The 25,529-nt window shown below is 38.0% G+C and carries 22 protein-coding genes, 1 tRNA gene and 1 riboswitch; of the genes, 12 read left to right on the plus strand and 11 right to left on the minus strand.

Annotated elements, in window-relative coordinates:
- Positions 1-95: 95 nt before the first annotated feature.
- From radA to DV434_RS08075, 5 genes are all read left to right on the plus strand, one after another.
- Positions 96-1,472: a DNA repair protein RadA gene (gene radA, locus DV434_RS08055; protein ID WP_118786069.1), complete on the plus strand. Its 1,377-nt coding sequence runs from the start codon at positions 96-98 to the stop codon at positions 1,470-1,472.
- Positions 1,473-1,594: 122 nt separating this feature from the next.
- The gene (gene lrp / locus DV434_RS08060; protein WP_118786070.1) at positions 1,595-2,074 is read left to right on the plus strand and encodes a leucine-responsive transcriptional regulator Lrp; all 480 of its coding nucleotides are present in this window, start codon (positions 1,595-1,597) and stop codon (positions 2,072-2,074) included.
- A gap of 1 nt (position 2,075) precedes the next feature.
- Positions 2,076-4,847 (plus strand): DNA translocase FtsK, encoded by a 2,772-nt coding sequence (locus DV434_RS08065; RefSeq protein WP_118786071.1) that lies wholly within the window; start codon positions 2,076-2,078, stop codon positions 4,845-4,847.
- Between the two features lie 17 nt (positions 4,848-4,864).
- Positions 4,865-5,482: an outer membrane lipoprotein periplasmic chaperone LolA gene (gene lolA / locus DV434_RS08070; RefSeq protein WP_118786072.1), complete on the plus strand. Its 618-nt coding sequence runs from the start codon at positions 4,865-4,867 to the stop codon at positions 5,480-5,482.
- 60 nt (positions 5,483-5,542) lie between these two features.
- Positions 5,543-6,883 carry a replication-associated recombination protein A gene (locus DV434_RS08075; protein WP_118786073.1) on the plus strand — a complete coding sequence of 447 codons (1,341 nt, stop codon included), beginning with the start codon at positions 5,543-5,545 and terminating at the stop codon, positions 6,881-6,883.
- Positions 6,884-6,966: 83 nt separating this feature from the next.
- Here the strand turns inward: DV434_RS08075 and aroA are convergent, their stop codons facing one another.
- The 4 genes from aroA to DV434_RS08095 all read right to left on the minus strand — a co-directional run bounded on the left by aroA (position 6,967) and on the right by DV434_RS08095 (position 10,412).
- A complete protein-coding gene (gene aroA / locus DV434_RS08080; protein WP_118786074.1) occupies positions 6,967-8,265 on the minus strand; it encodes a 3-phosphoshikimate 1-carboxyvinyltransferase in 1,299 nt (432 codons plus the stop codon).
- The gene (gene purU, locus DV434_RS08085) at positions 8,265-9,101 is read right to left on the minus strand and encodes a formyltetrahydrofolate deformylase (protein ID WP_118786075.1); all 837 of its coding nucleotides are present in this window, start codon (positions 9,099-9,101) and stop codon (positions 8,265-8,267) included. The genes aroA and purU overlap by 1 nt, the downstream gene beginning before the upstream one ends.
- Positions 9,102-9,171: 70 nt before the next feature.
- Entirely contained in the window at positions 9,172-9,576 is a 405-nt protein-coding gene (locus DV434_RS08090) for an H-NS histone family protein (protein WP_118786076.1), read from the minus strand.
- A gap of 191 nt (positions 9,577-9,767) precedes the next feature.
- Positions 9,768-10,412, minus strand: coding sequence for an IS1595 family transposase (locus DV434_RS08095; RefSeq protein WP_118786135.1), 645 nt, complete (start codon positions 10,410-10,412; stop codon positions 9,768-9,770).
- A 109-nt stretch (positions 10,413-10,521) separates the two neighbouring features.
- Positions 10,522-10,698, plus strand: a riboswitch (Lysine riboswitch).
- A 57-nt stretch (positions 10,699-10,755) separates the two neighbouring features.
- On the opposite strand from DV434_RS08095, the gene DV434_RS08105 reads away from it, so the two are divergent.
- From DV434_RS08105 to ilvN, 3 genes are all read left to right on the plus strand, one after another.
- Positions 10,756-12,276, plus strand: coding sequence for a Na+/H+ antiporter NhaC family protein (locus tag DV434_RS08105; protein WP_153065693.1), 1,521 nt, complete (start codon positions 10,756-10,758; stop codon positions 12,274-12,276).
- A 266-nt stretch (positions 12,277-12,542) separates the two neighbouring features.
- Positions 12,543-14,264 (plus strand): acetolactate synthase 3 large subunit, encoded by a 1,722-nt coding sequence (locus DV434_RS08110; RefSeq protein ID WP_118786025.1) that lies wholly within the window; start codon positions 12,543-12,545, stop codon positions 14,262-14,264.
- Positions 14,264-14,755: an acetolactate synthase small subunit gene (gene ilvN, locus DV434_RS08115; RefSeq protein ID WP_053466508.1), complete on the plus strand. Its 492-nt coding sequence runs from the start codon at positions 14,264-14,266 to the stop codon at positions 14,753-14,755. The genes DV434_RS08110 and ilvN overlap by 1 nt, the downstream gene beginning before the upstream one ends.
- A 294-nt stretch (positions 14,756-15,049) precedes the next feature.
- Here the strand turns inward: ilvN and argS are convergent, their stop codons facing one another.
- Entirely contained in the window at positions 15,050-16,783 is a 1,734-nt protein-coding gene (gene argS / locus DV434_RS08120) for an arginine--tRNA ligase (protein ID WP_118786026.1), read from the minus strand.
- Positions 16,784-16,862: 79 nt separating this feature from the next.
- On the opposite strand from argS, the gene DV434_RS08125 reads away from it, so the two are divergent.
- The 3 genes from DV434_RS08125 to DV434_RS08135 are packed head-to-tail and all read left to right on the plus strand — an operon-like array spanning position 16,863 to position 18,227.
- Positions 16,863-17,432, plus strand: coding sequence for a VOC family protein (locus tag DV434_RS08125; protein WP_118786027.1), 570 nt, complete (start codon positions 16,863-16,865; stop codon positions 17,430-17,432).
- Positions 17,433-17,436: 4 nt separating this feature from the next.
- The gene (locus DV434_RS08130) at positions 17,437-17,733 is read left to right on the plus strand and encodes a hypothetical protein (protein WP_114908984.1); all 297 of its coding nucleotides are present in this window, start codon (positions 17,437-17,439) and stop codon (positions 17,731-17,733) included.
- A gap of 29 nt (positions 17,734-17,762) precedes the next feature.
- Entirely contained in the window at positions 17,763-18,227 is a 465-nt protein-coding gene (locus DV434_RS08135) for an outer membrane lipoprotein (protein WP_118786028.1), read from the plus strand.
- 223 nt (positions 18,228-18,450) lie between these two features.
- Here DV434_RS08135 and pgi read toward each other — a convergent pair whose 3' ends face one another.
- The 4 genes from pgi to pyk all read right to left on the minus strand — a co-directional run bounded on the left by pgi (position 18,451) and on the right by pyk (position 24,273).
- Positions 18,451-20,100, minus strand: coding sequence for a glucose-6-phosphate isomerase (gene pgi, locus DV434_RS08140; protein WP_118786029.1), 1,650 nt, complete (start codon positions 20,098-20,100; stop codon positions 18,451-18,453).
- Positions 20,101-20,196: 96 nt separating this feature from the next.
- Positions 20,197-21,279: an alanine racemase gene (alr, locus tag DV434_RS08145; RefSeq protein WP_118786030.1), complete on the minus strand. Its 1,083-nt coding sequence runs from the start codon at positions 21,277-21,279 to the stop codon at positions 20,197-20,199.
- Between the two features lie 9 nt (positions 21,280-21,288).
- Positions 21,289-22,704: a replicative DNA helicase gene (locus tag DV434_RS08150; protein ID WP_268988582.1), complete on the minus strand. Its 1,416-nt coding sequence runs from the start codon at positions 22,702-22,704 to the stop codon at positions 21,289-21,291.
- A 132-nt stretch (positions 22,705-22,836) separates the two neighbouring features.
- A complete protein-coding gene (pyk, locus tag DV434_RS08155; protein ID WP_118786031.1) occupies positions 22,837-24,273 on the minus strand; it encodes a pyruvate kinase in 1,437 nt (478 codons plus the stop codon).
- 229 nt (positions 24,274-24,502) lie between these two features.
- On the opposite strand from pyk, the gene DV434_RS08160 reads away from it, so the two are divergent.
- Positions 24,503-24,579 (plus strand) — tRNA-Val (locus tag DV434_RS08160).
- Between the two features lie 135 nt (positions 24,580-24,714).
- Here the strand turns inward: DV434_RS08160 and DV434_RS08165 are convergent.
- Together DV434_RS08165 and DV434_RS08170 are read right to left on the minus strand one after the other, a co-directional pair.
- The gene (locus DV434_RS08165) at positions 24,715-25,119 is read right to left on the minus strand and encodes a Z-ring associated ZapG family protein (RefSeq protein ID WP_118786032.1); all 405 of its coding nucleotides are present in this window, start codon (positions 25,117-25,119) and stop codon (positions 24,715-24,717) included.
- A 30-nt stretch (positions 25,120-25,149) separates the two neighbouring features.
- Entirely contained in the window at positions 25,150-25,500 is a 351-nt protein-coding gene (locus DV434_RS08170) for a RidA family protein (RefSeq protein WP_118786033.1), read from the minus strand.
- Positions 25,501-25,529: the final 29 nt, after the last annotated feature.

Raw genomic sequence — 25,529 nt, forward strand, 5'->3', positions numbered from 1 at the left:
TACTTCTAGGCATTATGTAAGCTTGCCCTGAATAATATAATGATATTTAGTCGTAGGTATATGAATACTCGGTTAAAGGATGAGAAGGATGAAAAATGGCTAAAGCCCCAAAAACAGCTTATGTATGTAACGATTGTGGTGCGGAGTTTTCTCGTTGGCAAGGGCAATGCTCGGCTTGTAAAGCATGGAATACAATTACGGAAGTGCGGTTAATTTCCACGGCAAAATCAAAAAACGATCGTTTTAGTGGTTATTCGGGTGAAACTCAGGCAAAAATTCAAACGCTCTCTGAAATTAGTTTGCAAGAAACACCACGTTTTTCCAGTGGCTTTAATGAGTTAGATCGCGTACTTGGCGGCGGGATCGTACCAGGCAGTGCGATTTTAATTGGTGGGCATCCTGGTGCAGGGAAAAGTACATTGTTATTACAAGTCATGTGCGGTTTAGCGAAAAACATGACCGCACTTTATGTAACGGGAGAGGAATCGTTACAACAGGTTGCGATGCGTGCAAGTCGATTGGGGTTACCAAACGATCAATTAAAAATGTTGTCAGAAACCTCTGTTGAACAGATTTGTAATTTAGCGGATCAATTAAAACCGCAAATTATAGTGGTGGACTCGATCCAAGTGATGCATTTGGCAGATATTCAATCATCGCCAGGCAGTGTGGCACAAGTGCGTGAATGTGCTTCTTTCCTCACTCGCTATGCTAAAACCCGCCAAGTTGCCATTATTATGGTGGGGCATGTAACGAAAGACGGAACCCTTGCTGGGCCGAAAGTGTTAGAGCATGCGATTGACTGTTCATTACTATTAGAAGGCGAAGCCGATTCTCGCTATCGTACTTTGCGTAGCCATAAAAACCGTTTTGGTGCGGTGAATGAATTAGGCGTATTTGGTATGACCGAGCAAGGCTTGCGAGAAGTAAAAAATCCATCGGCGATCTTTTTAAGTCGTGGTGATGAGATTACATCGGGCAGCTCCGTTATGGTACTTTGGGAAGGCACTCGCCCTCTTTTAGTGGAAATTCAAGCCTTGGTGGATCATTCAATGCTAGCGAATCCTCGTCGTGTTGCGGTGGGATTAGAGCAAAATCGCCTAGCACTATTACTGGCTGTGTTACACCGACATGGTGGCTTACAAATGGCTGATCAAGATGTCTTTGTCAATGTCGTGGGTGGCGTAAAAGTCAGTGAAACAAGTGCGGATTTGGCTTTGTTGCTTGCATTAATTTCTAGTTTCCGTAATCGCCCTTTGCCACAAGATTTAGTGATTTTTGGTGAAGTTGGATTAGCGGGAGAAATTCGCCCTGTGCCAAGTGGGCAAGAACGTATTAGTGAGGCAGCAAAGCATGGTTTTAAACGTGCGATAGTTCCTTTTGGCAACAAACCCAAAAGTGCGGTTGAAAATATGCAAGTTTTTACGGTGAAGAAACTTTCCGATGCATTAGCCGTGTTGGATAATTTTTAAATAATTCCATTAGAGATAATTAATAGTCTCAATGGAAATGAATTATCTAATTCCGTTGTACTGAAAACGTTAGCAAAATTTGTTAAAATAAACATACTTTTTATTCAAAGAAAAATAAGAAAATGGAAAAAAAACTGAATAAAGCGCTGGATGCGATTGATATAAAAATTCTTAATGAATTACAACGCAACGGTAAAATTTCTAATATTGATTTATCGAAAAAAGTAGGGCTTTCACCTACGCCTTGTTTAGAACGTGTGAAACGTTTAGAAAAACAAGGCGTAATTATGGGATATCGTGCGTTGTTGAATCCTGAATTATTGGATGCACCTTTGCTTGTGATCGTGGAAATTACATTAGTTCGTGGAAAACCTGACGTATTTGAGGAATTTAATTCTGCGATTCAAGAGTTGGAAGAAATTCAAGAATGCCATTTAGTATCGGGCGATTTTGACTATTTATTAAAAACTCGTGTTGCAGACATGGCTGAATACCGAAAATTTCTAGGTACAACATTATTGCGTTTACCTGGTGTAAATGACACTCGCACTTATGTTGTGATGGAAGAAGTAAAACAAACCAATTTCCTTGTATTGAAATAATATGATTAAACAAATAACAGAACGATTTACACCAAGACAGTATTTAGCTGAACTTTTGCTTGGATTGACCGCACTTTTCGGGCTTTATTTAATTATTGCTTGGTCAAGTTATACCCCGCTTGATAATTCTTGGGCAACGGCTGGTTCGCATGGTGAAACAATTAATAAAGTCGGCGCATTTGGTGCGTGGATTATCGATCTTTTTTTTGTTTTCTTAGGTTATGTCGCCCATGTTATTCCTTTTACAGTTTTTTTTGTACCTGTCTATTTATTGAAAACAAAAGCAGTTAAAAACCTTTCCTGTACTCGAATTATTTTACGTAGTTTTGGCTTTATAATGCTGATTATTGGGCTTTGCGTTATGAGTATGTCGCTTTTGCAAAGTAATGCCTTTTATTTAAGTGGTGGCGTATTGGGCGGTTCACTTGTTGTAAATTGGCTTTATCCAGCATTAGGTAAATTCGGAGCGGTTTTAATTGGTTTTACATTTGCTTTAATCGGTTTTATTTTTTGCTCTGGCGCTTCATTAATTCGACTGATTGTGGCCTTTTATCATTGGTTGACAATGAAAAATGAGCAGGAAGAACGTGTTGAGCAAGAAAAAACAACGGAAGAATTAGAGCAAATCGTGATTGTAAAATCAGATAGTTCAGAAACAGAAAATCTAGATCAAAATAATCTTAATGTAGAACAAAATAGTGAGATTGAAACTCAAAAATCATCTTTAGAGGTTGAAGACAACTCTGTTGAGCATCCTTCGCATTTAATTAATATTCATGGTTTAAATCCAGAAGTCTCGATTAAATCAGAATATGAAGTTTCTCCTGAAGAGAGTGTAAAACCTCAGTTTTCTCTTGAGTTTGAATCTGAAGCATTACCTAGCGTGAATTTATCGAGCGACGCGCATGGACAAACGGTAAGTAAAAATGATTTTGTGCCAGTGTGGAATAAACCGATAAAGTCAGCCGTTCAGGATGATGTCTCAATGAATCAAAGTGCGGATGATTTTACTAAGGTTTCCTTGCTTACAAATGATGAAATGCCAACAGTTTCATTAAAACCGACTCATGAATCCTTGAATATGGAAATGGAGGATAATAATTTTAATATTCAAGCTGATGAAAAAGTACGCTTGGGTGATGATGAATTGAAATTTAACGTATCCTTACAGGATGATATAAGGGATGTTCAATTAGACAAAAATCAAGAGGAATCACCTAATTATAAAGGTTATAGCGGTAGCTTGATTCATCCTGCATTCCAACAGCAAACAACTAAACGTGAAAAGCCTAGTACACCGTTACCAAGTTTGGAGTTATTATCAAAACATCCAGCAGTGGAACAAAATATTACGCAAGAAGAAGTTTTGGAAACATCTCAACGTATTGAGCAACAATTACGTAATTTTAATGTAAAAGCTACCGTAAAAGATGTGCTTGTTGGCCCAGTTGTCACTCGCTATGAATTAGAATTACAACCTGGGGTGAAAGCGTCAAAAGTCACGAGTATTGATACTGATTTGGCACGTGCATTAATGTTCCGCTCGATTCGCGTTGCAGAGGCTATTCCTGGTAAGCCTTATATTGGTATTGAAACCCCAAATCTTCATCGTCAAATGGTGCCATTGCGTGATGTGTTAGATAGCAATGAATTCCGTGATAGCAAGGCAACTTTACCTATTGCTTTAGGTAAAGATATTAGTGGTAAACCAGTCATTGTTGATTTAGCGAAAATGCCACATTTGTTGGTAGCCGGCTCAACGGGATCAGGTAAGTCTGTTGGTGTGAATACGATGATTCTAAGTTTACTTTATCGTGTTCAACCAGAAGATGTGAAATTCATCATGATCGATCCTAAAGTTGTTGAACTTTCAGTTTATAATGATATTCCGCACTTGCTAACGCCTGTTGTAACGGATATGAAAAAAGCCGCTAATGCGTTGCGTTGGTGCGTAGATGAAATGGAACGCCGTTATAAGTTGCTTTCTGCGCTACGTGTACGCAATATTGAAGGTTTTAACGAAAAAATCAATGAATACGAAGCAATGGGAATGCCGATTCCAAATCCAATTTGGCGATCTGGCGATACAATGGATACTATGCGACCAGCCTTGAAAAAATTGAGTTATATTGTGGTTATTGTCGATGAATTTGCTGATTTAATGATGGTAGCGGGTAAGCAAATCGAAGAACTTATTGCGCGATTGGCACAAAAAGCGCGAGCTATCGGTATCCATTTAATTTTAGCGACACAACGTCCTTCTGTGGATGTGATTACTGGTTTAATTAAAGCGAATATCCCAAGTCGTATTGCCTTTACTGTTGCAAGTAAAATTGACTCACGCACTATTCTTGATCAAGGTGGGGCAGAGGCTCTTTTAGGTCGTGGTGATATGCTTTATTCGGGGCAAGGTTCATCGGATTTGGTGCGTGTTCATGGTGCCTTTATGAGTGATGATGAAGTTATTCGTATTGCGGATGATTGGCGAGCACGTGGTAAACCTGATTATATTGATGGTATTTTAGAAAGCGCAGATGATGAGGAAAGTTCAGAAAAAGGAATATCAAGCGGTGGAGAACTAGATCCTCTCTTTGATGAAGTAATGGATTTTGTTATTAATACCGGTACAACCTCAGTATCTTCTATTCAACGTAAATTCAGCGTGGGTTTTAACCGAGCCGCTCGTATTATGGATCAAATGGAAGAACAAGGGATTGTTAGCCCAATGCAAAATGGTAAGCGTGAGATTTTATCGCGTCGTCCGGAATACTAATTTAAAAGGAAAGTAAAATGAAAAAAACAACGTTAAAATTTGCCGCACTTACCTTACTTGGTTTGAGTAATTTGGCATTGGCTGATGCGGCAAGTGAATTGCAAATGCGTTTAGCTAAAGTTGATGTGTTAAGCGCTGAATTTGTGCAAACAGTGACTTCTGGAAGTGGCAAAAATGTTCAACAGGGAAGTGGCAACCTTCAAATTAAACGCCCAAATTTATTCCGTATGGATACTAAAACCCCTCAAGAAACCCAGATTATTTCTGATGGTAAAACCTTATGGTTCTACGATCCATTTGTGCAACAAGTGACCGCGCAATGGGTGAAAGATGCAGTGAATAACACCCCTTTCGTCTTGCTTACAAGTAACGATAAAAGCCATTGGGATCAATATTCGGTCATGCAACAAGTGGATACTTTCGTATTGAAACCCAAATCTTCAAAAAGTAATATCAAACAATTTGATATTCGCGTCGATGCAAATGGCGTATTAAGAAATTTCAGTACGACAGAGAAAGATGGGCAAACCAATCTTTACGTTTTACGTAATATTACTAATCAAACATTGTCTGACAGTTTGTTCCAATTCAAGCCAGAAAAAGGCGTTGAAGTGGATGATCAACGCAAAAAATAATGAATGATTATTTGAAATAAGGGCGTAGAAATACGCCCTTCAATTTTGTGAGAAATAAAAATGTCGAATCTCAATTTTGATTTTGCCGAAAATGATTTTCGTCCACTGGCAGCCAAGATGCGTCCAACGAGTCTAGAACAATATTTTGGGCAAAGCCATTTAATTGGCGAGGGCAAGCCACTGCGAAAATCTATCCAAGCTGGCCATATTCATTCAATGATTTTGTGGGGCCCACCAGGTACGGGGAAAACAACCCTTGCAGAAATCATAGCGCAACGTATTAATGCAGAAGTAGAGCGAATTTCTGCGGTGACGAGTGGTATCAAAGAAATTCGTGAAGCCATTGAGCGAGCAAAACAAAATCGTCTTGCAGATCGTAAAACCATCTTGTTTGTGGATGAAGTCCATCGTTTTAATAAAAGCCAGCAAGATGCATTTTTACCGTATATTGAAGACGGAACGGTTATTTTCATTGGGGCGACAACAGAAAATCCCTCTTTTGAGCTAAATAATGCGTTGCTTTCTCGTGCTCGAGTTTATGTGCTGAAATCACTCACAACGGCTGAAATTGAACAAGTTTTGCAGCAAGCTGTAGAAGATCCTGAACGAGGATTGGGTAAAGAGCGGTTAATTTTAGAAGAGAATTTACTGCAAGTACTTGCCGAATATGTTAATGGGGATGCGCGATTAGCTTTGAATTGCCTCGAATTAATGGTGGATATGGCAGATGAAACGGAAAATGGAAAGAAAATTGACCGCACTTTATTAAAAGAAGTCTTAGGCGAACGCCAAGCGAGATTTGATAAACAAGGTGATCGTTTCTACGATTTAATTTCTGCGCTACATAAATCTGTTCGCGGTTCTGCACCAGATGCTGCATTGTATTGGTATGCACGAATTTTAACGGCAGGAGGTGATCCTTTATATGTCGCGCGCCGATTACTTGCCATTGCTTCAGAAGATGTGGGAAATGCAGATCCTCGCGCTATGCAAGTCGCATTGGCTGCATGGGATTGCTTTACTCGCGTGGGGGCTTATGAAGGCGAGCGAGCTATTGCCCAAGCCATTATCTATCTTGCTGTAGCGCCCAAAAGTAATGCCGTTTATACCGCATTTAACACCGCGAAACAGCAAGCGAAAGATTTGCCAGATTATGATGTTCCACCACATTTACGCAATGCGCCGACTAATTTAATGAAAGAGCTTGGCTATGGTGCTGAATATCGTTATGCTCATGATGAACCTAACGCTTATGCGGCAGGTGAAAATTATTTCCCGCCTGAATTAAAAGACACTCAATATTATTTTCCGACGAATAGAGGTATGGAAATTCAGATTAAGGAAAAACTAGAACGATTACGTGAGCAAGATAAAAGTGCGGTGAAAAAACGGTATAAATAATCTCAATTTGGGATTTTTTAAGAATGGAATGAAAGTGCGGTTAATTTTGAAAACTTTTTTGAAATTTACCGCACTTTTTTAATTTAATCTCTTAAGCAAATTTTCTCAAATTCACTAAAGAATGTTGGAAAGGTTTTGGCAGTACATTTAGGATCTAAAATCGTCACAGGTGTATTGGACAGAGCGATTAGAGAAAAACACATTGCCATGCGGTGATCGTTATAAGTTTCAATATTGGAGTGTTTAAATTGATTGAGTGCAAGCGGTTGAATACGAATAAAATCTTCACCTTCTTCGACTTCTGCACCGACTTTACGTAATTCGGTTGCCATTGCTGTTAAGCGATCTGTTTCTTTCACGCGCCAGTTATAAATATTTCGAATGACGGTTTCGCCATTAGCAAAAAGTGCTGTGGTTGCTATCGTCATTGCGGCATCTGGAATGTGGTTCATATCCATATCAATGCCATGCAATTCATCACGTTCGGCTTGAATAAAATCCTCTCCCCACGTGATTTTTGCCCCCATTTTTTCTAAGACATCAGCAAATAAACGATCGCCCTGAATAGAGTTTTTGCCAATTCCCGTTACTTTCACTTTTCCTTTAATGGCGCCAGCTGCGAGAAAGTAAGATGCTGATGAGGCATCGCCTTCTACCAAATATTTTCCAGGTGAAATGTAGGATTGATTTCCCTTAACTTGAAATTTTTGGTAGTGATGGTTTTCGATGTGAACACCAAAATCTCGCATCATCGCAAGGGTGATGTCAATATAGGGTTTAGAGACTAGTTCACCGATAATTTCGATTTCTGTGTCATTTTCTGCAAGTGGTGCAGACATTAAAAGTGCGGTCAAAAATTGGGATGAAATAGAGCCATCAATTTTGACATTTCCACCTTTTATCCCTTTGTTGCGAATTGCGAGCGGAGGATAACCTTCATTTTCTAAGTAGCGAATATCTGCACCCGCTTGACGTAAAGCATCGACTAAATGGAGTATTGGACGCTCTTTCATACGAGGTTCACCCGTTAAGATTATTTCAACTTCGGAGGTGCCTTTTAAGCAAAGCGCAGCGGTTAATGGACGCATTGCCGTCCCCGCATTGCCAAGAAAGAGCGAAAGATTGTTCTGTATATTGAATGCTCCGCCCAATCCTTCTATTTCACAAATAGTTTTGTCATCAGAAAGTTGGTAGCGTACACCTAATGCTTTGAGTGCGTTAAGCATATGTCGAATATCATCGCTATCTAATAAATTGGTTACTTTTGTTGTGCCTTTAGCTAAGGCGGCTAAAAGTAATGCGCGGTTCGATAAACTTTTAGAACCTGGTAAATTAATTGTTCCTTCAACCGCACTTATTGGCGCAAGGGTGATTTTTTCCACTACAACACCACCGTTTTATTTTTATAAACAAAAATTCTATCGTGTAAAGTGAGATCAAGGGCGCGACTTAACACGGTTTTTTCCACATCACGGCCAGCACGCATCATCGCTTCTGCATTATAAGTATGATCAACATTAATGACGTTTTGCATAATGATTGGGCCTTGATCCAATTCATTATTAATGAAATGTGCTGTTGCGCCGATAATTTTTACACCTCGTTCATAGGCTTGTTGATAAGGTTTGGCACCAATAAAAGCAGGTAAGAATGAATGATGGATATTAATCACTCGATTTGGATAACGCGCAACAAATTCAGGGTTTAGCACACGCATATATTTAGCGAGAATAATATAATCTGGCGTATATTCATCAATTTTTTCAGCTAATAATTTATCGTGCTCAATACGAGTCAAGCCTTCATGACTAACCAAATGAAATGGAATATTAAAGCGTTCAACGAGCTCGCGTAAATTATCATGGTTGCCGATCACTGCAGCAATTTCTACATCAAGCGCACCATAATAATTTTTCATTAAAATATCGCCGAGGCAGTGAGCTTCTTTGGTGACTAAAATAACAATTCGTTTACGTTGTGTACCAATTAATCGACAATGCGTTCCTTCGGGTAAGTTATATTTTAGATCTTCTAATAAAGTAGTTTCGTTAAAAATACCTTCCAATTCTGTACGCATAAAGAAATGCTTGGTTTCAAAATCTACAAATTCATTATTATGCAGAATGTTTAGTTGATGTTTGTAACAAATGTTGGTTATTTTAGCTATTAAGCCTTTATCATCGGGACAATCGGTGAGTAATATTTTTTTTTCGATCATAATGTTGTGTGCTACGTTTAGATAAAAAAATAGAACCCATAAAAATGGGTTCTAGTTTCAAATAGAAAAATTAAATTTCGAAATCAGATAATGATTTACCAAAATTCAATGCATTTTGAATTGGGCGTGGTGTGCGGCCTTGGCCAGTCCATGTTTTACGCTCGCCATTTTCATCAATAAATGCATATTTTGCTGGGCGAGGTGGACGTTTTGCTCTAGCAGATGTTGCTGCTGTACCAAAGATCTCTTGTAATTCTTCAGGTGTAATACCTTCTTTTTCCATTAATTCTTTATATTTAGCTAAACGTTCTTTTCGCTCTGTTTCTGCTTTAATTAATTCTGCTTCATTAGCACGTTTCTCTTCAACAGCAGTTTGTAATTTTTCAAGAGCACTTTCCGCTTGTTCTAAAGTTAATTCGCGCACTGCCGCACGTAAACTACGAAGATTTGTCAAACCTTTTGCTAATTCGCTCATAATAAACCTCGATAAAATAATCTTGTATGTGGAAAAACTTATTTAATAATAGAGAAAATAATATTTATTGTAAATATCTATTTTAAATAAATGGTCGGAGCAGGTATATATCTTTAAATTTCTTTTTGTTTATTTTTTATATTTTTAATTCAATCTAATAAAAAATTTGGGGCTGTACTAGATAACTAGACCTAAATCCCCTTAACTAATTGTTTTAAAATGGAAATTTGAGATTTTATTTCACTGTTGTTAAAACGCCATTCACATTCCTTTAAATATAGCTCAAAATGCTCTTTGGGAATGCCATTAAACTTCCGTAAGTGGCGTTTTGCTTGATTCCAAAAATTCTCAATTCCGTTTATGTGGTTGTGATTTTCAGCAAAATGCGTGCTGTGATTGATGCGAAAATGGCTAAATTCACTGACATCAAGCACATCATAACTACGAAAGGTATCCGTGTACACAATGCTATCAGGCTTAACTTTCTCTCGGATAATTGGCAATAATGTCGCTGATTGCGCATTAGGGACAACGACGGTATAAACCTTGCCATTTCGTTTGAGAAGCCCGAATACTGCGACTTTTCCCACAGCACCACGACCACGTTTGCCTTTTCGAGTACCGCCGAAATAGCTTTCATCGGCTTCAATCTCGCCTTCAAACATTTCCAAATGGGGGCTTGTTTGATAGATGAGTAAGCGTAATCGATGAAAGTAATAAGCGGCTGTATTTTTGTTTACATTAACCAATGCACTGGCTGTTCTTGCTGTGACACCTGCGACAAACAGTTCAATGAGTTTATTTTGTTTATGCTGACTTAAGCGACTTTTTCTCATTGGTTTATTCTAACCTAAATGGGATTTTTAGTCGTTATCTAGTACAGCCCCAAAAATTTTATAAAACCTGTTGGCATTTGGATTTTTTTACGGTAATCTCTTGAATCACTACAAAAGTAGAGGTGCAATCATTATAAGTATTTTTTCAGAGTGGATAACGATGAAGAAAAAAGAAAGGAATGATTGCCGAAATCAAACAAAAGTCATTTTGTTTGGTTGGTGGCGTACTCGAAAGGGGCGACACTGTCATAGTTTTTTTGATTAACTATGGAGCGCTACGGTTGTTCTGGTCTTATTCTGTCCTTTGCTTTCCGTTCTCTCCATTAATTGTAGGTATCTCTTAATGGAACTTATCGATTTTTCATCCTCAGTTTGGTCAATCATTCCAGCTTTATTGGCGATTGTCTTGGCGATTGCAACTCGCCGTGTATTGGTGTCTCTCAGTGCAGGGATTATTGTTGGTGCGTTAATGTTGGGCGGCTGGAATATTGGCTCATCTTTCAGTTATCTATCAAGCAACGTGATTTCACTTGTTTATGCTGATGGCGCAATTAACTCTAATATGAACATTGTCTTGTTCTTATTATTGCTTGGTGTTTTAACCGCACTTTTAACGGTATCAGGCAGTAATCGTGCGTTTGCTGAATGGGCACAAAGCCGTATTAAAGGCCGTCGTGGTGCTAAATTATTAGCTGCATCATTAGTTTTTGTTACTTTTATTGACGATTATTTCCACAGTCTTGCTGTAGGCGCAATTGCTCGTCCAGTGACAGACCGTTTTAAAGTTTCTCGTGCGAAACTTGCTTATATTTTGGATTCAACGGCAGCACCGATGTGTGTAATGATGCCAGTTTCAAGTTGGGGCGCATACATTATTACCTTAGTTGGTAGTTTATTAGCGACTTATTCGATCACTGAATACACACCAATTGGTGCATTCGTGGCAATGAGCTCAATGAACTTCTATGCAATTTTCTCAATTATCATGGTGTTCTTTGTGGCATATTTTTCTTTTGATATTGCTTCAATGGCACGCCATGAACAATTAGCTTTGGAAAATTCTGAAGATGAATTAGAAGAAGAAACGGGTGCAAAAGGTCACGTACGTAATCTTGTATTGCCTATTTTAGTTTTAATTATCTCAACAGTTTCAATGATGATTTACACGGGGGCAGATGCATTAGCTGCAGATGGTAAAGAATTTAGTATCTTAGGTGCATTTGAAAACACCGTTGTTGGAACTTCTTTAGTTGTGGGTGGTACTTGCTCAATTCTAGTTTCTACTTTATTAATTATTATTGATCGTCAAGTGAGTATTCCTGAATATGCACGTTCTTGGATCACAGGTATTAAATCAATGGCTGGTGCAATTGCGATTTTATTTTTTGCGTGGACAATTAATAAAGTCGTAGGTGATATGCAAACTGGTAAATATTTATCTTCCCTTGTTTCTGGTAATATCCCAATGCAATTTTTACCAGTAATTTTATTTATTCTTGGTTCTGCAATGGCATTCTCAACCGGTACTAGCTGGGGGACATTTGGCATTATGTTACCAATTGCCGCAGCAATGGCTGCAAATGCTGCACCAGAATTATTACTCCCTTGTTTATCTGCAGTGATGGCAGGTGCAGTATGTGGTGATCATTGCTCGCCAGTGTCGGATACAACAATTTTGTCTTCAACGGGCGCAAAATGTAATCATATTGATCACGTTACTACTCAGCTTCCTTATGCTGCCACAGTGGCAACAGCGACTTCTATTGGTTACATTGTGGTAGGGTTTACTTATTCAGGTTTAGCTGGTTTTGCAGCAACGGCAGTTTCATTGTTTTTAATCGTATTTGCAGTGAAAAAACGTTAAAAATGTGATCTTGCTCAAAAATCTAAATAAAATATAAAATTTTGATAAGTTTATAAAATGCGACATAAGGTCGCATTTTTTTGTTTTTTAATTTTATTTTTTTTATAAAAATCTAAATTTTTGCTCTTGGTTGATTTTTTATTCTGTTTTGTTTGTATTTTTAGCTATTGTACAGACTAGACAAAAATTTTTTGCTTAGTATGATGTAAATCATTGATACAAAGCATGAGCACTTTTGAAAGTGCGGTTCGTTTTAGGAGTAAAAAATGAAGAAGTTATCTGGCGCAGAGATGGTCGTTCAATCTTTACGCGATGAAGGCGTAGAGTATTTATTTGGTTATCCTGGTGGGGCAGTATTAGATATTTATGATGCAATTCATACACTAGGTGGTATAGAACATATTTTAGTTCGCCATGAACAAGCGGCTGTACACATGGCGGATGGCTATGCACGTTCTACAGGTAAAGTTGGATGTGTGCTAGTGACTTCGGGGCCAGGAGCAACAAATGCAATTACTGGGATTTTAACGGCTTATACAGATTCCGTTCCAATGGTCATTATTTCTGGTCAGGTCATGAGTAATTTAATTGGCCGAGATGCATTCCAAGAATGTGATATGGTGGGGATTTCTCGTCCAGTTGTGAAGCATAGCTTTATTGTCAAAAAAGCGGAAGATATTCCATCTATTTTGAAAAAAGCTTTTTATATTGCCTCAACTGGTCGTCCAGGGCCTGTTGTGGTGGATATTCCAAAAGATACCGTAAATCCGAATTTTAAATATCCTTATGAATACCCTGAATCTGTAGAGTTACGTTCTTATAATCCGACAGTAAATGGGCATAAAGGCCAAATTAAAAAAGCATTAAAAGCACTTTTAGTGGCGAAGAAGCCGATACTTTTCGTCGGTGGTGGCGCAATTGCTGCTGAATGTAGCACGCAGTTAATTCAGTTTGCACAACGTTTAAATTTACCAGTGACTTCATCATTAATGGGATTAGGGGCTTATCCAAGTACGGATAAACAATTCCTAGGTATGTTAGGGATGCACGGTACTTTCGAAGCCAATACGGCAATGCACGAAAGTGATCTTATTTTGGGGATTGGCGTTCGTTTTGATGATCGCACAACAAATAATTTAGAAAAATATTGCCCAAATGCAAAAGTGATTCATATTGATATTGATCCAACATCGATTTCTAAAAATGTCCCAGCTGCGATTCCAATTGTCGGAAATGCGAAAAATGTATTGGAAGAATTTTTGAGTTTATTGAATGAAGAAGGCTTGAGATCGCAAACAGATCTTGAAAGTTGGTGGCAAGAAATTAATCAATGGAAAGCAAAAAACTGTTTGGAATTTGACCGCACTTCTGGCGTGATTAAACCACAACAAGTCATGGAAGCGGTATATCGCCTGACTAAAGGACAAGCCTATGTCGCTTCTGATGTAGGTCAGCACCAAATGTTTGCTGCGTTACATTATCCATTTGATGTGCCTCGTCATTGGATTAATTCTGGCGGTGCAGGCACCATGGGATTTGGTTTACCCGCTGCATTAGGTGTGAAATTGGCTCATCCAGAAGGGACAGTTGTTTGTGTTACTGGCGATGGAAGTATCCAAATGAATATTCAAGAGCTTTCTACCGCAACCCAGTATGGCATTCCTGTTGTTATAATTTGCTTGAATAATCATTTCTTAGGAATGGTAAAACAATGGCAAGATTTGATTTATTCTGGTCGCCATTCGCAAACCTATATGAATTCCTTACCTGATTTTGTGAAATTGGTAGAATCTTACGGTCATATCGGTATAAAAATTGCTACGCCCGATGAACTTGAAAGTAAATTGCAAGAAGCATTCAGTATTAAAAATAAATTAGTATTTGTGGATATTAATGTAGATGAATCTGAGCATGTGTATCCAATGCAAATTCGTGGTGGTGCAATGAATGAAATGATTTTAAGTAAACCTCAAGAGGAGACAAACTAATGCGTAGAATTTTATCTGTTTTACTCGAAAATGAGTCTGGAGCTTTATCGCGTGTTGTTGGTTTATTCTCTCAACGTGCCTTTAATATTGAAAGCTTGACGGTTGCACCAACGGATGATCCAACACTTTCTCGAATGACTATTGAAGCGGTGGGCGATGAACAAGTACTAGAGCAAATTGAAAAACAACTCCATAAATTAGTAGATGTATTTAAAGTGGTTAATTTAAGTGAGCAGGAACACATAGTTCGTGAAATTGTTTTAGCGAAAGTAAGAGCGGTGGGGTCATCTCGCGATGAGATTAAACGTTTAGCCGATATTTTCCGTGGTCAAATTGTAGATGTCACACCTAAATCTTATACGATCCAATTAAGCGGTACTAAAGACAAAATTGATGCATTTATTTCTGCGTTGAAGGAGGAAACCACATTGTTGGAAATTGTTCGTTCTGGGTTGATTAGTGTGTCTCGTGGAGAAAAGAATATTCTCTAAAGTTGAGGAGTAAAGTGCGGGAATATTTTCGTGAAACTTCAACCGCACTTTATTAAAAATATATTTGTTTTTAGGATTTTTATAAAAAAATCGTGACCAAGTTCACAAATCTAAAAATATGTATTTGCATAACTGATCGGATTTCTTTATTCTGAAACCACTAAAAACAAGTGCTATCTTAAATAGCCGACATCTATTTTGCTTTCCGAGTAGTGCCCCATTGGGGCACTTTTTTTATGTTTATTTACAGAATAAAAAATCCCTTTCGTAAGAAAGGGATTTTAATTATCTAAATTACATTTTTTCTACAGTTTTAATACCAAGTAATTCTAAACCTTGTTTTAAGGTTTTTTCCGTTAATAATGCCAATTTCAAACGGCTTAATTTTACGGACTCATATTCGGCATTTAAAATTGGGCAATGTTCATAGAATGACGAGAAGATGCCTGCAAGTTCGTATAAATAAGCACAAAGCACGTGTGGTGTGCCTTCTTTTCCGACTGTTTGCACCGCTTCTTCAAATTGTAGAAGTTTAATTGCAAGCGCTCTTTCTTTATCATCTTCAAGCGTTAAAGGTGCAGCCAAAAGTGCGGTCGAATTTATCTCTGTTTTATTAAAGATCGAACGAATACGGGTGTAAGCATATTGCATATAAGGTGCAGTGTTACCTTCGAAACTTAACATATTATCCCAATCAAAAACGTAATCAGTAGTACGGTTTTTGGAGAGATCTGCATATTTCACCGCACCAATACCGACAGCCTCAATCACGGCTTCTTTTTCATCATTAGATAAATTTGTATTTTTTTCATTAATTAATACAGTAGCGCGTTCAATTGCTTCATCTAATAGATCGGCTAATTTCACCGTGCCACCGGTACGGGTTTTAAATGGTTTGCCATCTTTACCAAGCATCATCCCAAAGTTTTTATGCTCTAAAGAGAAACTGTCTGGTACATAACCTGCTTTACGAGTAATTAACCAAGCTTGTTGCATATGTTGGCTTTGGCGAGTATCTGAAAAAACAAGTGCGCGATCAGCTTTTAATGTTTCATAACGATATTTTGCGGCAGCAATATCGGTTGTAGTGTAAAGGAAACCGCCGTCTTTTTTCTGAACGATCACGCCCATTGGGTCGCCTTCTTTATTTTTGAATTCATCCAAATAAACAACCAATGCACCATCATCTTCTACAGCTAAACCTTGTTTTTTAAGATCTTCTACGATGCTTGGTAACATAGGATTATAAAGACTTTCACCCATCACATCTTTTTCGGTTAAAGTCACATTCAAGCGATCATAGTTGTGCTGATTTTGTTGCATCGTGATGTCAACTAAACGTTTCCACATCGCTCGGCAATATTCATCACCGCCTTGTAATTTCACGACGTAATTACGTGCTTTTTCAGCGAAAACTTCATCTTCATCGTAGTGTTTTTTGGCTTCTCGATAAAAGGCTTCAAGATCTTGCAATTCCATTTCACTCGCATGCTCGTTTTGCATTTTTTCAAGATAAGCAATAAGCATTCCGAATTGCGTTCCCCAGTCACCGACATGGTTTGCACGAATGACATTGTGACCTAAAAATTCTAGGGTTCTCACAACTGCATCACCAATGATAGTAGAGCGCAAGTGACCTACATGCATTTCTTTTGCTACGTTTGGCGATGAATAATCAATCACGACAGTTTGCTTATCCGTAGCTTGAATGCCTAAATTCTTTTGGGAAAGCGCAGTTGAAACCTCTGTTGTTAGCCAAGTTGGATTTAAGAAAATATTAATAAAGCCTGGTCCTGCGATTTCTAATTTTTCTGCAATATCAGATAGTTGAGCATTATCTAAAACTTTTTGAGCAAATTCTCGTGGATTTAAACCTAATTTTTTCGCCGCAGCCATAATGCCATTGGCTTGATAATCGCCAAATTGTGGTTTTCCTGATTGACGAACAAGCGCATCGCAAGATTGATCTGCCCCAGCAAGAATCATAGCTTGTTTGATTTTGTCGGATAAAATAGATTGAATATTCACGTTTTTTCCTATGTTCAAATTGAATAATGAAAATAATCGGCTATGATACCGTTCTTTATGAGTTTCTCAAAGGGACAAAATGACAAATTTACAGGAAAAATCACCCGCACTTTTTTCTGATTTGGCGGAATTTGAAAAAAAAATTCAACAATTAGCTCAAATGATGTCAATTGATTTTTCAAATTATGAAATCGATCACCTTGCTGTGCGTGTGAATAATGAACAAAATGCAAAAGACTGGCTGACTCTTTTATTGAAATACGGTAGAATTTTGTCTGATAATATTGTCAACGGGCGTAAGATTTACCTAATTCAGTTAGAAAAAGCAGTAAAATTTGCTAATCAGTTCGTTGATGTTATTGAACTACCGTTCCCTAAAAATAAGCAGTATCCCGTAGAAGGTTGGGAGCATATTGAGGTTGTTATGCCATTTCTGCCTAATGAGTCGATAAATGAATGGGTACAGCGTATTAATATGCGTTTTTTATGGAGCGAATTAACTCAATTAACCATTAAAGTGAGCGAGCCTAAAGTGGATGGCGAGAGATTGCCTAATCCATCTATTGCAGTAAGTTTTGTTGATAAGTCATCAAATCATACTTGTATTAAGGTTCATCCTTATTCTATAAAGAAAATACTCGAGGTTTAGCAAAATGAAAAAATTATCTCTTGCATTAGCGGTTTTAGCAGCTGTAGGTTTAAGTGCTTGTTCTTCTTTTCAAAAAGATGAGAACGCTTACAAAGGTCAAATTGTTTTTAGTCAAATGGAAGGTGAAAATCTTAAATTAACCATCCGTAAAAATAATTGTTCAGGTAATCAACAAGAAGGTGAGCAAGTTGTGCTTACTCACAAGTATGATTCAACCTTGGTTGTGGGTGCTTGTGTTTTAGTATCAGAGAATGGTAATACTAAAAATATTTCAACTTTCTCTCCAAGAAATCCACTTTAATTACTTTCTGTAAATAAGGAGCGTAATATATGAAAAAGACAACAGTAGCTTTTGCATTGTTAGTCGCCTTTAGCGTAACAGGTTGTGCGAATACCGATATTTTCAGCGGTGATGTTTATAGCGCATCTCAGGCTAAAGAAGCTCGTTCAATTACTTATGGTACGATTGTTTCTGTGCGTCCTGTTAAGATCCAAGCAGATAATCAAGGCGTAATTGGTACGCTTGGTGGCGGTGCTTTAGGTGGTATTGCGGGTAGTGCAATTGGCGGTGGTCGTGGTCAAGCTATTGCAGCAGTAGTTGGCGCGATTGGCGGTGCAGTAGCTGGAAGTAAAATCGAAGAAAAAATGAGTCAAGTAAATGGTGCTGAACTTGTAATTAAGAAAGATGATGGTCAAGAGATCGTTGTCGTTCAAAAGGCTGACAGCAGTTTTGTAGCTGGTCGCCGAGTTCGTATTGTTGGTGGTGGCTCAAGCTTAAATGTTTCTGTGCTATAACTAATAGCGTTAACGCCTAATATATTATTAATCAGCGTCTTAATCAGTTAAGGCGCTGATTTTTTTATTATTAAAAATACAAAAAAACAATCAATTAAAAATTTTTACGTCTATTCATAACATCTTAAAGATAAATTTAAAGGACTAAATCCTATAATAAATATGAAATTTAGTCCCTAATATAAAATTATAATTGTTCAAATCTTTTATATTAAATAAACAATTAACGCCATGCTTTAAATTGATTAATTAACCCATTGGTTGAACTGTCATGACTTGCTACTTTTTCAGAATCTGTTAATTCAGGAAGAATTCTGTTTGCAAGTTGTTTGCCTAGTTCTACCCCCCATTGATCGAAGCTAAAGATATTGAAAATCACACCTTGTACGAAGATTTTATGTTCATACATAGCAATTAATGCCCCCAAGGTAAATGGCGTGATTTTTTGAACGAGAATCGAATTAGTTGGCTTATTACCAGTAAATACTTTAAATGGAACAATATTTTTCACATCATCCAAAGATTTCCCCGCTTTTACAAATTCAGCCTCGACTTCCTCTTTTGTCTTTCCAAACGCTAATGCTTCTGTTTGTGCGAAAAAGTTAGAAAGCAATTTATTATGATGATCTGCCAATGGGTTATGGCTTTGGGCTGGCGCAATAAAATCACAAGGAATTAAAGTGGTGCCTTGGTGAATTAATTGATAGAACGCATGTTGTCCGTTTGTGCCGGGTTCTCCCCAAATGATAGGGCCAGTTTGGTAATGATTAATGACATTGCCATCACGATCCACATATTTACCATTTGATTCCATATTACCTTGTTGGAAATAAGCCGCAAAGCGATGTAAATATTGATCATAAGGTAAGATCGCTTCTGTTTGCGCACCAAGGAAATTGGTATTCCATAAACCAACTAATGCTAAAGTGGTTGGAATATTTTTTTCAATTGGAGTAGAGCGGAAATGTTTATCCATTTCATGTGCGCCATTCAACAACTCTTCAAAGTTTTCAAAGCCAATTGATAGTGCAATTGAAAGACCAATAGCTGACCATAAAGAGTAACGACCGCCAACCCAATCCCAAAATTCAAACATATTGTTGGTATCAATACCAAATTTTTCTACATCTTTAGCATTGGTTGATAATGCTGCAAAATGTTTTGCAACCGCACTTTCATCTTTCGCTGCTTTCAGTAACCAATCACGTGCACTTTGTGCATTTGTCATGGTTTCTTGAGTGGTAAAAGTTTTCGATGCCACTAAGAAAAGCGTCGTTTCTGGATTGACTTTTTTTAAGGTCTCCGCAATATGTGTACCATCGACATTTGAAACAAAGTGCATATTTAGGTGATTTTTATATGGGCGAAGTGCTTCGGTTACCATATAAGGACCTAAATCAGAGCCACCAATACCAATATTCACAACATCAGTAATGGCTTTTCCTGTATAGCCTTTCCATTCTCCCGAAATAATACGCTGACAGAAATCTTTCATTTTAGCTAGCACAGCATTGACTTCAGGCATGACATCTTTACCATCAACAAGCACTGGCGTATTAGCGCGATTGCGGAGTGCAGTATGTAGTACAGCCCGATTTTCAGTATGATTGATTTTTTCACCGGTAAACATAGCTTCTTTTGCGCTATCAAGAGAACATTCTTGAGCAAGTTGGCGAAGATGTGAAAGGGTTGTTTGATTGATGTTGTTTTTGGAAAAATCTACAAGAATTTGGTTATTGAATGTTAAAGAATAATCGTCAAAACGATTTTTTTCTTGTTTAAATAAATCTTGGATGGTGGTGTTTGACAATTCAGCTTTATGTGCTTCAAGAGATTTCCACGCATGGGTGTGAGCCGGGTTAATGTTTTTCATGGTATTTCCTTTCATTAAAAATAATTGAAATTTTAACCGCACTTTCTGGAATTTTTATTAGGGAGAATGATTCCCTCTGTTCAAAAAATGCAGTGATTAATCAACGTATTCAGTTATAACACGAGGTGTTAATTTTGTAATTAGCTCGTAGCTTAAAATTCCTGTGAATTTAGCTACGGTTTCAATAGGTAATTCCTTACCCCATAGAATTACTTCATCACCTACTTGATCTTGGCTATCAGGTCCTAAATCAACGGTTAACATATCCATTGAAACCCTTCCAACGATTGGCACGATACGACCATTCAAATAAACAGGCGTGCCTTCAGGAACATCTCGAGGATATCCATCGCCATAGCCCATTGCGACCACGCCAATTTTGGTATCTCGTGGACTTGTCCAAATACCGCCGTAACCTACAGGATCGCCTTGTTTATGATGGCGAACGGCAATTAATGAAGAGGTTAAATTCATCACAGGCGTTAAGCCAAACTCTTTGCCGATAGTATCAGTTGGAGAAATGCCGTACATAATAATGCCCGGGCGGATACATTCCAGATGAGATTCTGGCCAGAAGAGAATGCCGCCTGACGCGGCAATAGTACGTTCACCTTGTTTATCTTTTGTAGCGGATAAAAAACGGTTGATTTGAAGTTGGGTATAATTGGATTCTAATTCATCAGCGCGGCTAAAATGGCTGACAAAGCCTAAGTGCGGTTGAATATATGGAAGTTTTTTAAGTTCATTATAGAAAAAATCCACTTCATCCAATGCAACACCTAAACGATGCATGCCTGTGTCTATTTTTAACCAAACTTTAATTGGGCTTGGTAAATTCGCACGTTTTAGTGCTTCCAATTGTTCACGATTATGTACGATAGTTTCAATATTATTGACCGCTAAGACGGGCAAATCTTGTTCATTAAAAAAGCCTTCAAGCAATAAAATCGGTTTAGTAATACCATTGGAACGCAATGCCAGAGCCTCTTCTAAACGAGCCACGCCAAAGCAATCGACATTTTGTTCTAAAGTTGATGCGACAAACACAACGCCGTGACCATAGGCGTTTGCTTTAACCACAGCGATGATTTTACTATTTGGTGCTTTTTGTTTAATTATTTCTAAATTTTGTTTTAAGGCGTGTGAGCTAATTTTCGCTGTCGCCGGTTTTACATTCATTGTTATTCCTTAATAATCATCATGATATTCACGTTGTTCGGCGAGATTGTCGAAGCGTGAGAATTGTCCATTAAATTTTAAGCGCACTCGACCAATCGGGCCGTTACGTTGTTTACCGATAATAATTTCTGCAACACCTTTATCTTCCGAGTTATCGTTATAGACTTCATCTCGGTAAATAAACATAATCAAGTCTGCATCTTGTTCAATGGAGCCAGATTCACGTAAATCTGAGTTTACAGGGCGTTTGTCTCCACGTTGTTCTAAAGTACGGTTTAACTGAGAAAGGGCGACCACTGGCACTTGTAATTCTTTGGCTAGCGCTTTGAGGGAACGAGAAATTTCTGCGATTTCTAGTGTTCGGTTATCTGAAAATGCTGGTGCGCGCATTAGTTGCAAATAATCCACCATAATCATACTTAATCCACCATTTTCACGATAAACTCGTCGTGCGCGTGAACGAACGTCGGTAGGCGTTAGACCAGAAGAGTCATCGATATAGAGATTATTTTTTTGCTTGAACATCCCAACTACGCTGGCAATTTTGTTCCACTCGATCTCATCTAAATTTTGACCTGTTCGGATTTTAGTTTGATCAACGCGAGCAAGGGAAGCGATCATACGCATCATAATTTGTTCTGCTGGCATTTCTAAACTAAATACTAAAACGGGTTTTTCACTTGCCATTGCGGCATTTTCGCAAAGGTTCATGGCGAAAGTGGTTTTACCCATTGACGGACGTGCTGCAACGATAATTAAGTCAGAAGGCTGTAAACCTGCCGTTTTTTTATCAAGATCAGTGAAACCTGTCGTAATGCCCGTTACGCCTGAATGATTTTCAAGTTTGCTCAAAATATCGATTTTTTCAATGGTACTTTCCAGCACATTGATCACATTTTGTGGGCCCTCGCTAGAAGTAGTTCGTTTTTCTGCAATCGCAAATACTTCACGCTCTGCTTCATCAAGAATTAACTTAATGTCTTGCCCTTTGGGAGAATAGCTATTTTCAGCAATGCGATTTCCTACCGAAATAAGTTCTCGTAATATGGCTTTCTCGCGCACAATATCTGCATAAGCCAAGATATTAATCGCGTTCGGAGTATTATTGGAAAGCTCTGCTAGATAGGCAAATCCACCCACTTCATCGCTTACACCACGGCTTCTTAAGGCTTGATCTAGCGTAATTAAATCAATAGGCGATTGATTACGCATTAGATGTTCCATTTCTGTAAAAATCAGACGGTGTTGAAAAGTATAAAAATCGTCAGCAATCACACGTTCAGCAATGCCATCCCAATGTTGATTGCTCAGCATGATGCCACCCAACACGGCTTGTTCAGCCTCAAGTGAGTGCGGTGGAATACTTATTTGTGCCGTTTTTTTGTCAGAAGATTTGATTTGAGGTTGTGATGCCATAGGACTTATTTCGATACTAGAATGTCGCCTATGATACCGCAAATATCTATTGGATTTAAGTGAAAAGTGCGGTGAAAAAAGGAAATAAAAAACGGTGGAAAAATCCACCGCTCTTTCATTTTAAAGTATTCAGATTGTTGATTATTCAACAATTAATGTACGACATACGTTGGTTTGTGTCGCACCTTGACCACCGTGGGTAACAAGCACTAAATCACCAGTAGATAAGTAACCTTTTTCTTTTAATGATTGAAGTGCTGCTTTTGCACTGGTTTCTGTGCGGCTATCTTCACCATGATAAACGGGAGTTACGCCACGGTATAGTGCACAAAGGTTTAAAGTTTCTTGATTACGAGATAAAGCAAAGATTGGTAAGCCAGAGCTAATGCGTGACATTAATAATGGAGTACGGCCTGTGCTAGTTAAAGTGACAATTGCCGCCACACCTTTCATGTGGTTTGCTGCATACATTGCCGACATCGCAACAGATTCTTCAATGGTTTCAAATTCTTTATCCATACGGTGACGAGAAACGTTAATGCTTGGCATTTTTTCTGCACCTAAACATACGCCAGCCATTGCTGCTACTGTTTCAGAAGGATATTGACCTGCAGCCGTTTCTGCAGAAAGCATAACTGCATCAGTACCATCTAATACTGCGTTTGCAACGTCCATCACTTCAGCACGAGTTGGCATTGGGTTACTAATCATTGATTCCATCATTTGAGTCGCTGTAATTACAGCACGATTTAATTGACGTGAACGACGAATTAATTTTTTCTGTACACCGACTAATTCAGGATCGCCAATTTCCACACCTAAGTCGCCACGTGCAACCATGATGACATCAGATGCTAAAATGATATCATCCATTGCTTCATCATTAGCCACTGTTTCTGCACGTTCAACTTTAGCAACGATTTTTGCATTTAAACCAGCTTGTTGTGCAAGTTCACGCGCATAATTTAGGTCAGCACTTGAACGAGGGAAAGAAACCGCTAAGAAATCAACGCCAATGCGTGCAGCTGTAATAATGTCTGCTTTATCTTTTTCTGTTAATGCTTCTGCAGATAAACCGCCGCCTAATTTGTTGATACCTTTATTATTTGATAATGGACCACCAACAGTAACTTCAGTGAAAACTTTTGCACCATCAGTTGATAATACTTTTAATTGAACACGGCCATCATCTAATAAAAGAATGTCGCCAGGAACAACATCTTGTGGAAGCGTTTTATAGTCTAAACCAACAGATTCTTGTGTGCCTTCGCCTTTTGGTAATTCCGCATCAAGAATGAATTTATCACCAACGCTTAAGAAAATTTTACCGTCTTTAAAAGTAGATACACGAATTTTAGGACCTTGTAAATCACCTAAGATCGCCACGGTTTTACCTAATTTTTTCGCGATAGAACGTACACGTTCAGCACGTCCAATATGGTCATCAGGTGTACCGTGAGAGAAGTTCATACGAACTACGTTAGCGCCCGCTGCGATAATTTTTTCAAGATTGTTATCACGGTCAGTTGATGGGCCCATAGTACATACAATCTTCGTTCTTCTTAGTCTTCTAGACATTATTTACTCCGTCAATAATTACAAAATTTTAAAGATATTATTTTTACTTGACTATATATTAGCCAGATGAAAAACCGGTGCGCATTATACGCTTAAAAATCTGGGAAATCAAAAACGGCTCGGTTATTTAAGGCAATACTGTTTACTTTTTTGCCAGTTATATCGAGTATTTAAGAAAATACTTGTTTTCAGATTAAAAATATCTATAATTTCAGACACTTTATGCAGTGCGACTATAGCTCAGTTGGTTAGAGCACCACCTTGACATGGTGGGGGTCACTGGTTCGAGTCCAGCTAGTCGCACCAATTAACCCTTTCATAACCCCGCGAAACTAATCGCGGGGTTTTGTTTTATCTAGATTTTATGAGTGATATAAGAGAGCAATAAATTGTTCCTATATAAAAACGGCTAAAAACATTTCTATTTTTAGCCGCACTTTTTTAATTTTCTTCTTTCTTTTCTTTAAACAAACCCGATGCACCCTCGGAATAATCTCTAGGTTGTTCATCTTGAGATTTATCTGTTGCAGTAATTAGCTGTTGGGTGAATAAACCTTTGTGATCTTTTTCGCCAAGTAAATTATTGGAGGAGGTTGCGTAATGGCGATAAAGTTTTTGATAATCGTTAATTAAGTTTTTGAATAATTCAGCACTTTCTGCAAAATGTTTTTCGATTTGTGCTTTTTGTGTATCAAGTTGGTTTTTGACTGTTTTTAATTCAGCTTCTGTTTTAGCTTGATGTTTTACGGAGCCTTTGGTTAAACGTACAATAATGTAACCAATAAATAATCCAACAATAAAAGCGATACCAATCGCTAACCAAATTTCATGTGTCCAATTTTCCATAATATTCTCCTGTGTATTCGGCTTAAAAAACTAACAAGTTGCAATAATAACAATTTCAACTTTCCAATGAGGATCCGCTAATTTAGCTTCGACTGTCGCTCGACTTGGGGGGCTAACATGATCGACCCATTCATCCCAAGCTTGATTTAATTGTGCATAATCTTGCATGTCTGCCAAGAAAATTTGCGCGGTTAAAATATTGCTTTTATTGGAGCCAATTTCTGCTAACAATTTATCAATTAAACCTAATATTTCTTTGGTTTGTTCGTAGGCATTTTGCTCGATGGTTAATTCGGGAACTTGTCCTGCAAAATAGGCGAGGCTGTTATGAATTGAAACTTCACTTAAACGTGCGCTGGGTAAAATGCGTTGAATTGTCATAGGGTTCTCCTTTGGCGTGTTTTCTTCTA

This window comes from Haemophilus haemolyticus, from assembly GCF_003493685.1.
Taxonomy (GTDB): Bacteria; Pseudomonadota; Gammaproteobacteria; order Enterobacterales; family Pasteurellaceae; genus Haemophilus; species Haemophilus haemolyticus_O.

Coding starts and splice junctions, on each gene's coding strand:
- radA (WP_118786069.1), top strand. CDS start 96: ATGGCTAAAGCCCCAAAAACAGCTTATGTATGTAACGATTGTGGTGCG.
- lrp (WP_118786070.1), top strand. CDS start 1,595: ATGGAAAAAAAACTGAATAAAGCGCTGGATGCGATTGATATAAAAATT.
- DV434_RS08065 (WP_118786071.1), top strand. CDS start 2,076: ATGATTAAACAAATAACAGAACGATTTACACCAAGACAGTATTTAGCT.
- lolA (WP_118786072.1), top strand. CDS start 4,865: ATGAAAAAAACAACGTTAAAATTTGCCGCACTTACCTTACTTGGTTTG.
- DV434_RS08075 (WP_118786073.1), top strand. CDS start 5,543: ATGTCGAATCTCAATTTTGATTTTGCCGAAAATGATTTTCGTCCACTG.
- purU (WP_118786075.1), bottom strand. CDS start 9,101: ATGATCGAAAAAAAAATATTACTCACCGATTGTCCCGATGATAAAGGC.
- DV434_RS08090 (WP_118786076.1), bottom strand. CDS start 9,576: ATGAGCGAATTAGCAAAAGGTTTGACAAATCTTCGTAGTTTACGTGCG.
- DV434_RS08095 (WP_118786135.1), bottom strand. CDS start 10,412: ATGAGAAAAAGTCGCTTAAGTCAGCATAAACAAAATAAACTCATTGAA.
- DV434_RS08105 (WP_153065693.1), top strand. CDS start 10,756: ATGGAACTTATCGATTTTTCATCCTCAGTTTGGTCAATCATTCCAGCT.
- DV434_RS08110 (WP_118786025.1), top strand. CDS start 12,543: ATGAAGAAGTTATCTGGCGCAGAGATGGTCGTTCAATCTTTACGCGAT.
- ilvN (WP_053466508.1), top strand. CDS start 14,264: ATGCGTAGAATTTTATCTGTTTTACTCGAAAATGAGTCTGGAGCTTTA.
- DV434_RS08125 (WP_118786027.1), top strand. CDS start 16,863: ATGACAAATTTACAGGAAAAATCACCCGCACTTTTTTCTGATTTGGCG.
- DV434_RS08130 (WP_114908984.1), top strand. CDS start 17,437: ATGAAAAAATTATCTCTTGCATTAGCGGTTTTAGCAGCTGTAGGTTTA.
- DV434_RS08135 (WP_118786028.1), top strand. CDS start 17,763: ATGAAAAAGACAACAGTAGCTTTTGCATTGTTAGTCGCCTTTAGCGTA.
- pgi (WP_118786029.1), bottom strand. CDS start 20,100: ATGAAAAACATTAACCCGGCTCACACCCATGCGTGGAAATCTCTTGAA.
- alr (WP_118786030.1), bottom strand. CDS start 21,279: ATGAATGTAAAACCGGCGACAGCGAAAATTAGCTCACACGCCTTAAAA.
- pyk (WP_118786031.1), bottom strand. CDS start 24,273: ATGTCTAGAAGACTAAGAAGAACGAAGATTGTATGTACTATGGGCCCA.
- DV434_RS08165 (WP_118786032.1), bottom strand. CDS start 25,119: ATGGAAAATTGGACACATGAAATTTGGTTAGCGATTGGTATCGCTTTT.
- DV434_RS08170 (WP_118786033.1), bottom strand. CDS start 25,500: ATGACAATTCAACGCATTTTACCCAGCGCACGTTTAAGTGAAGTTTCA.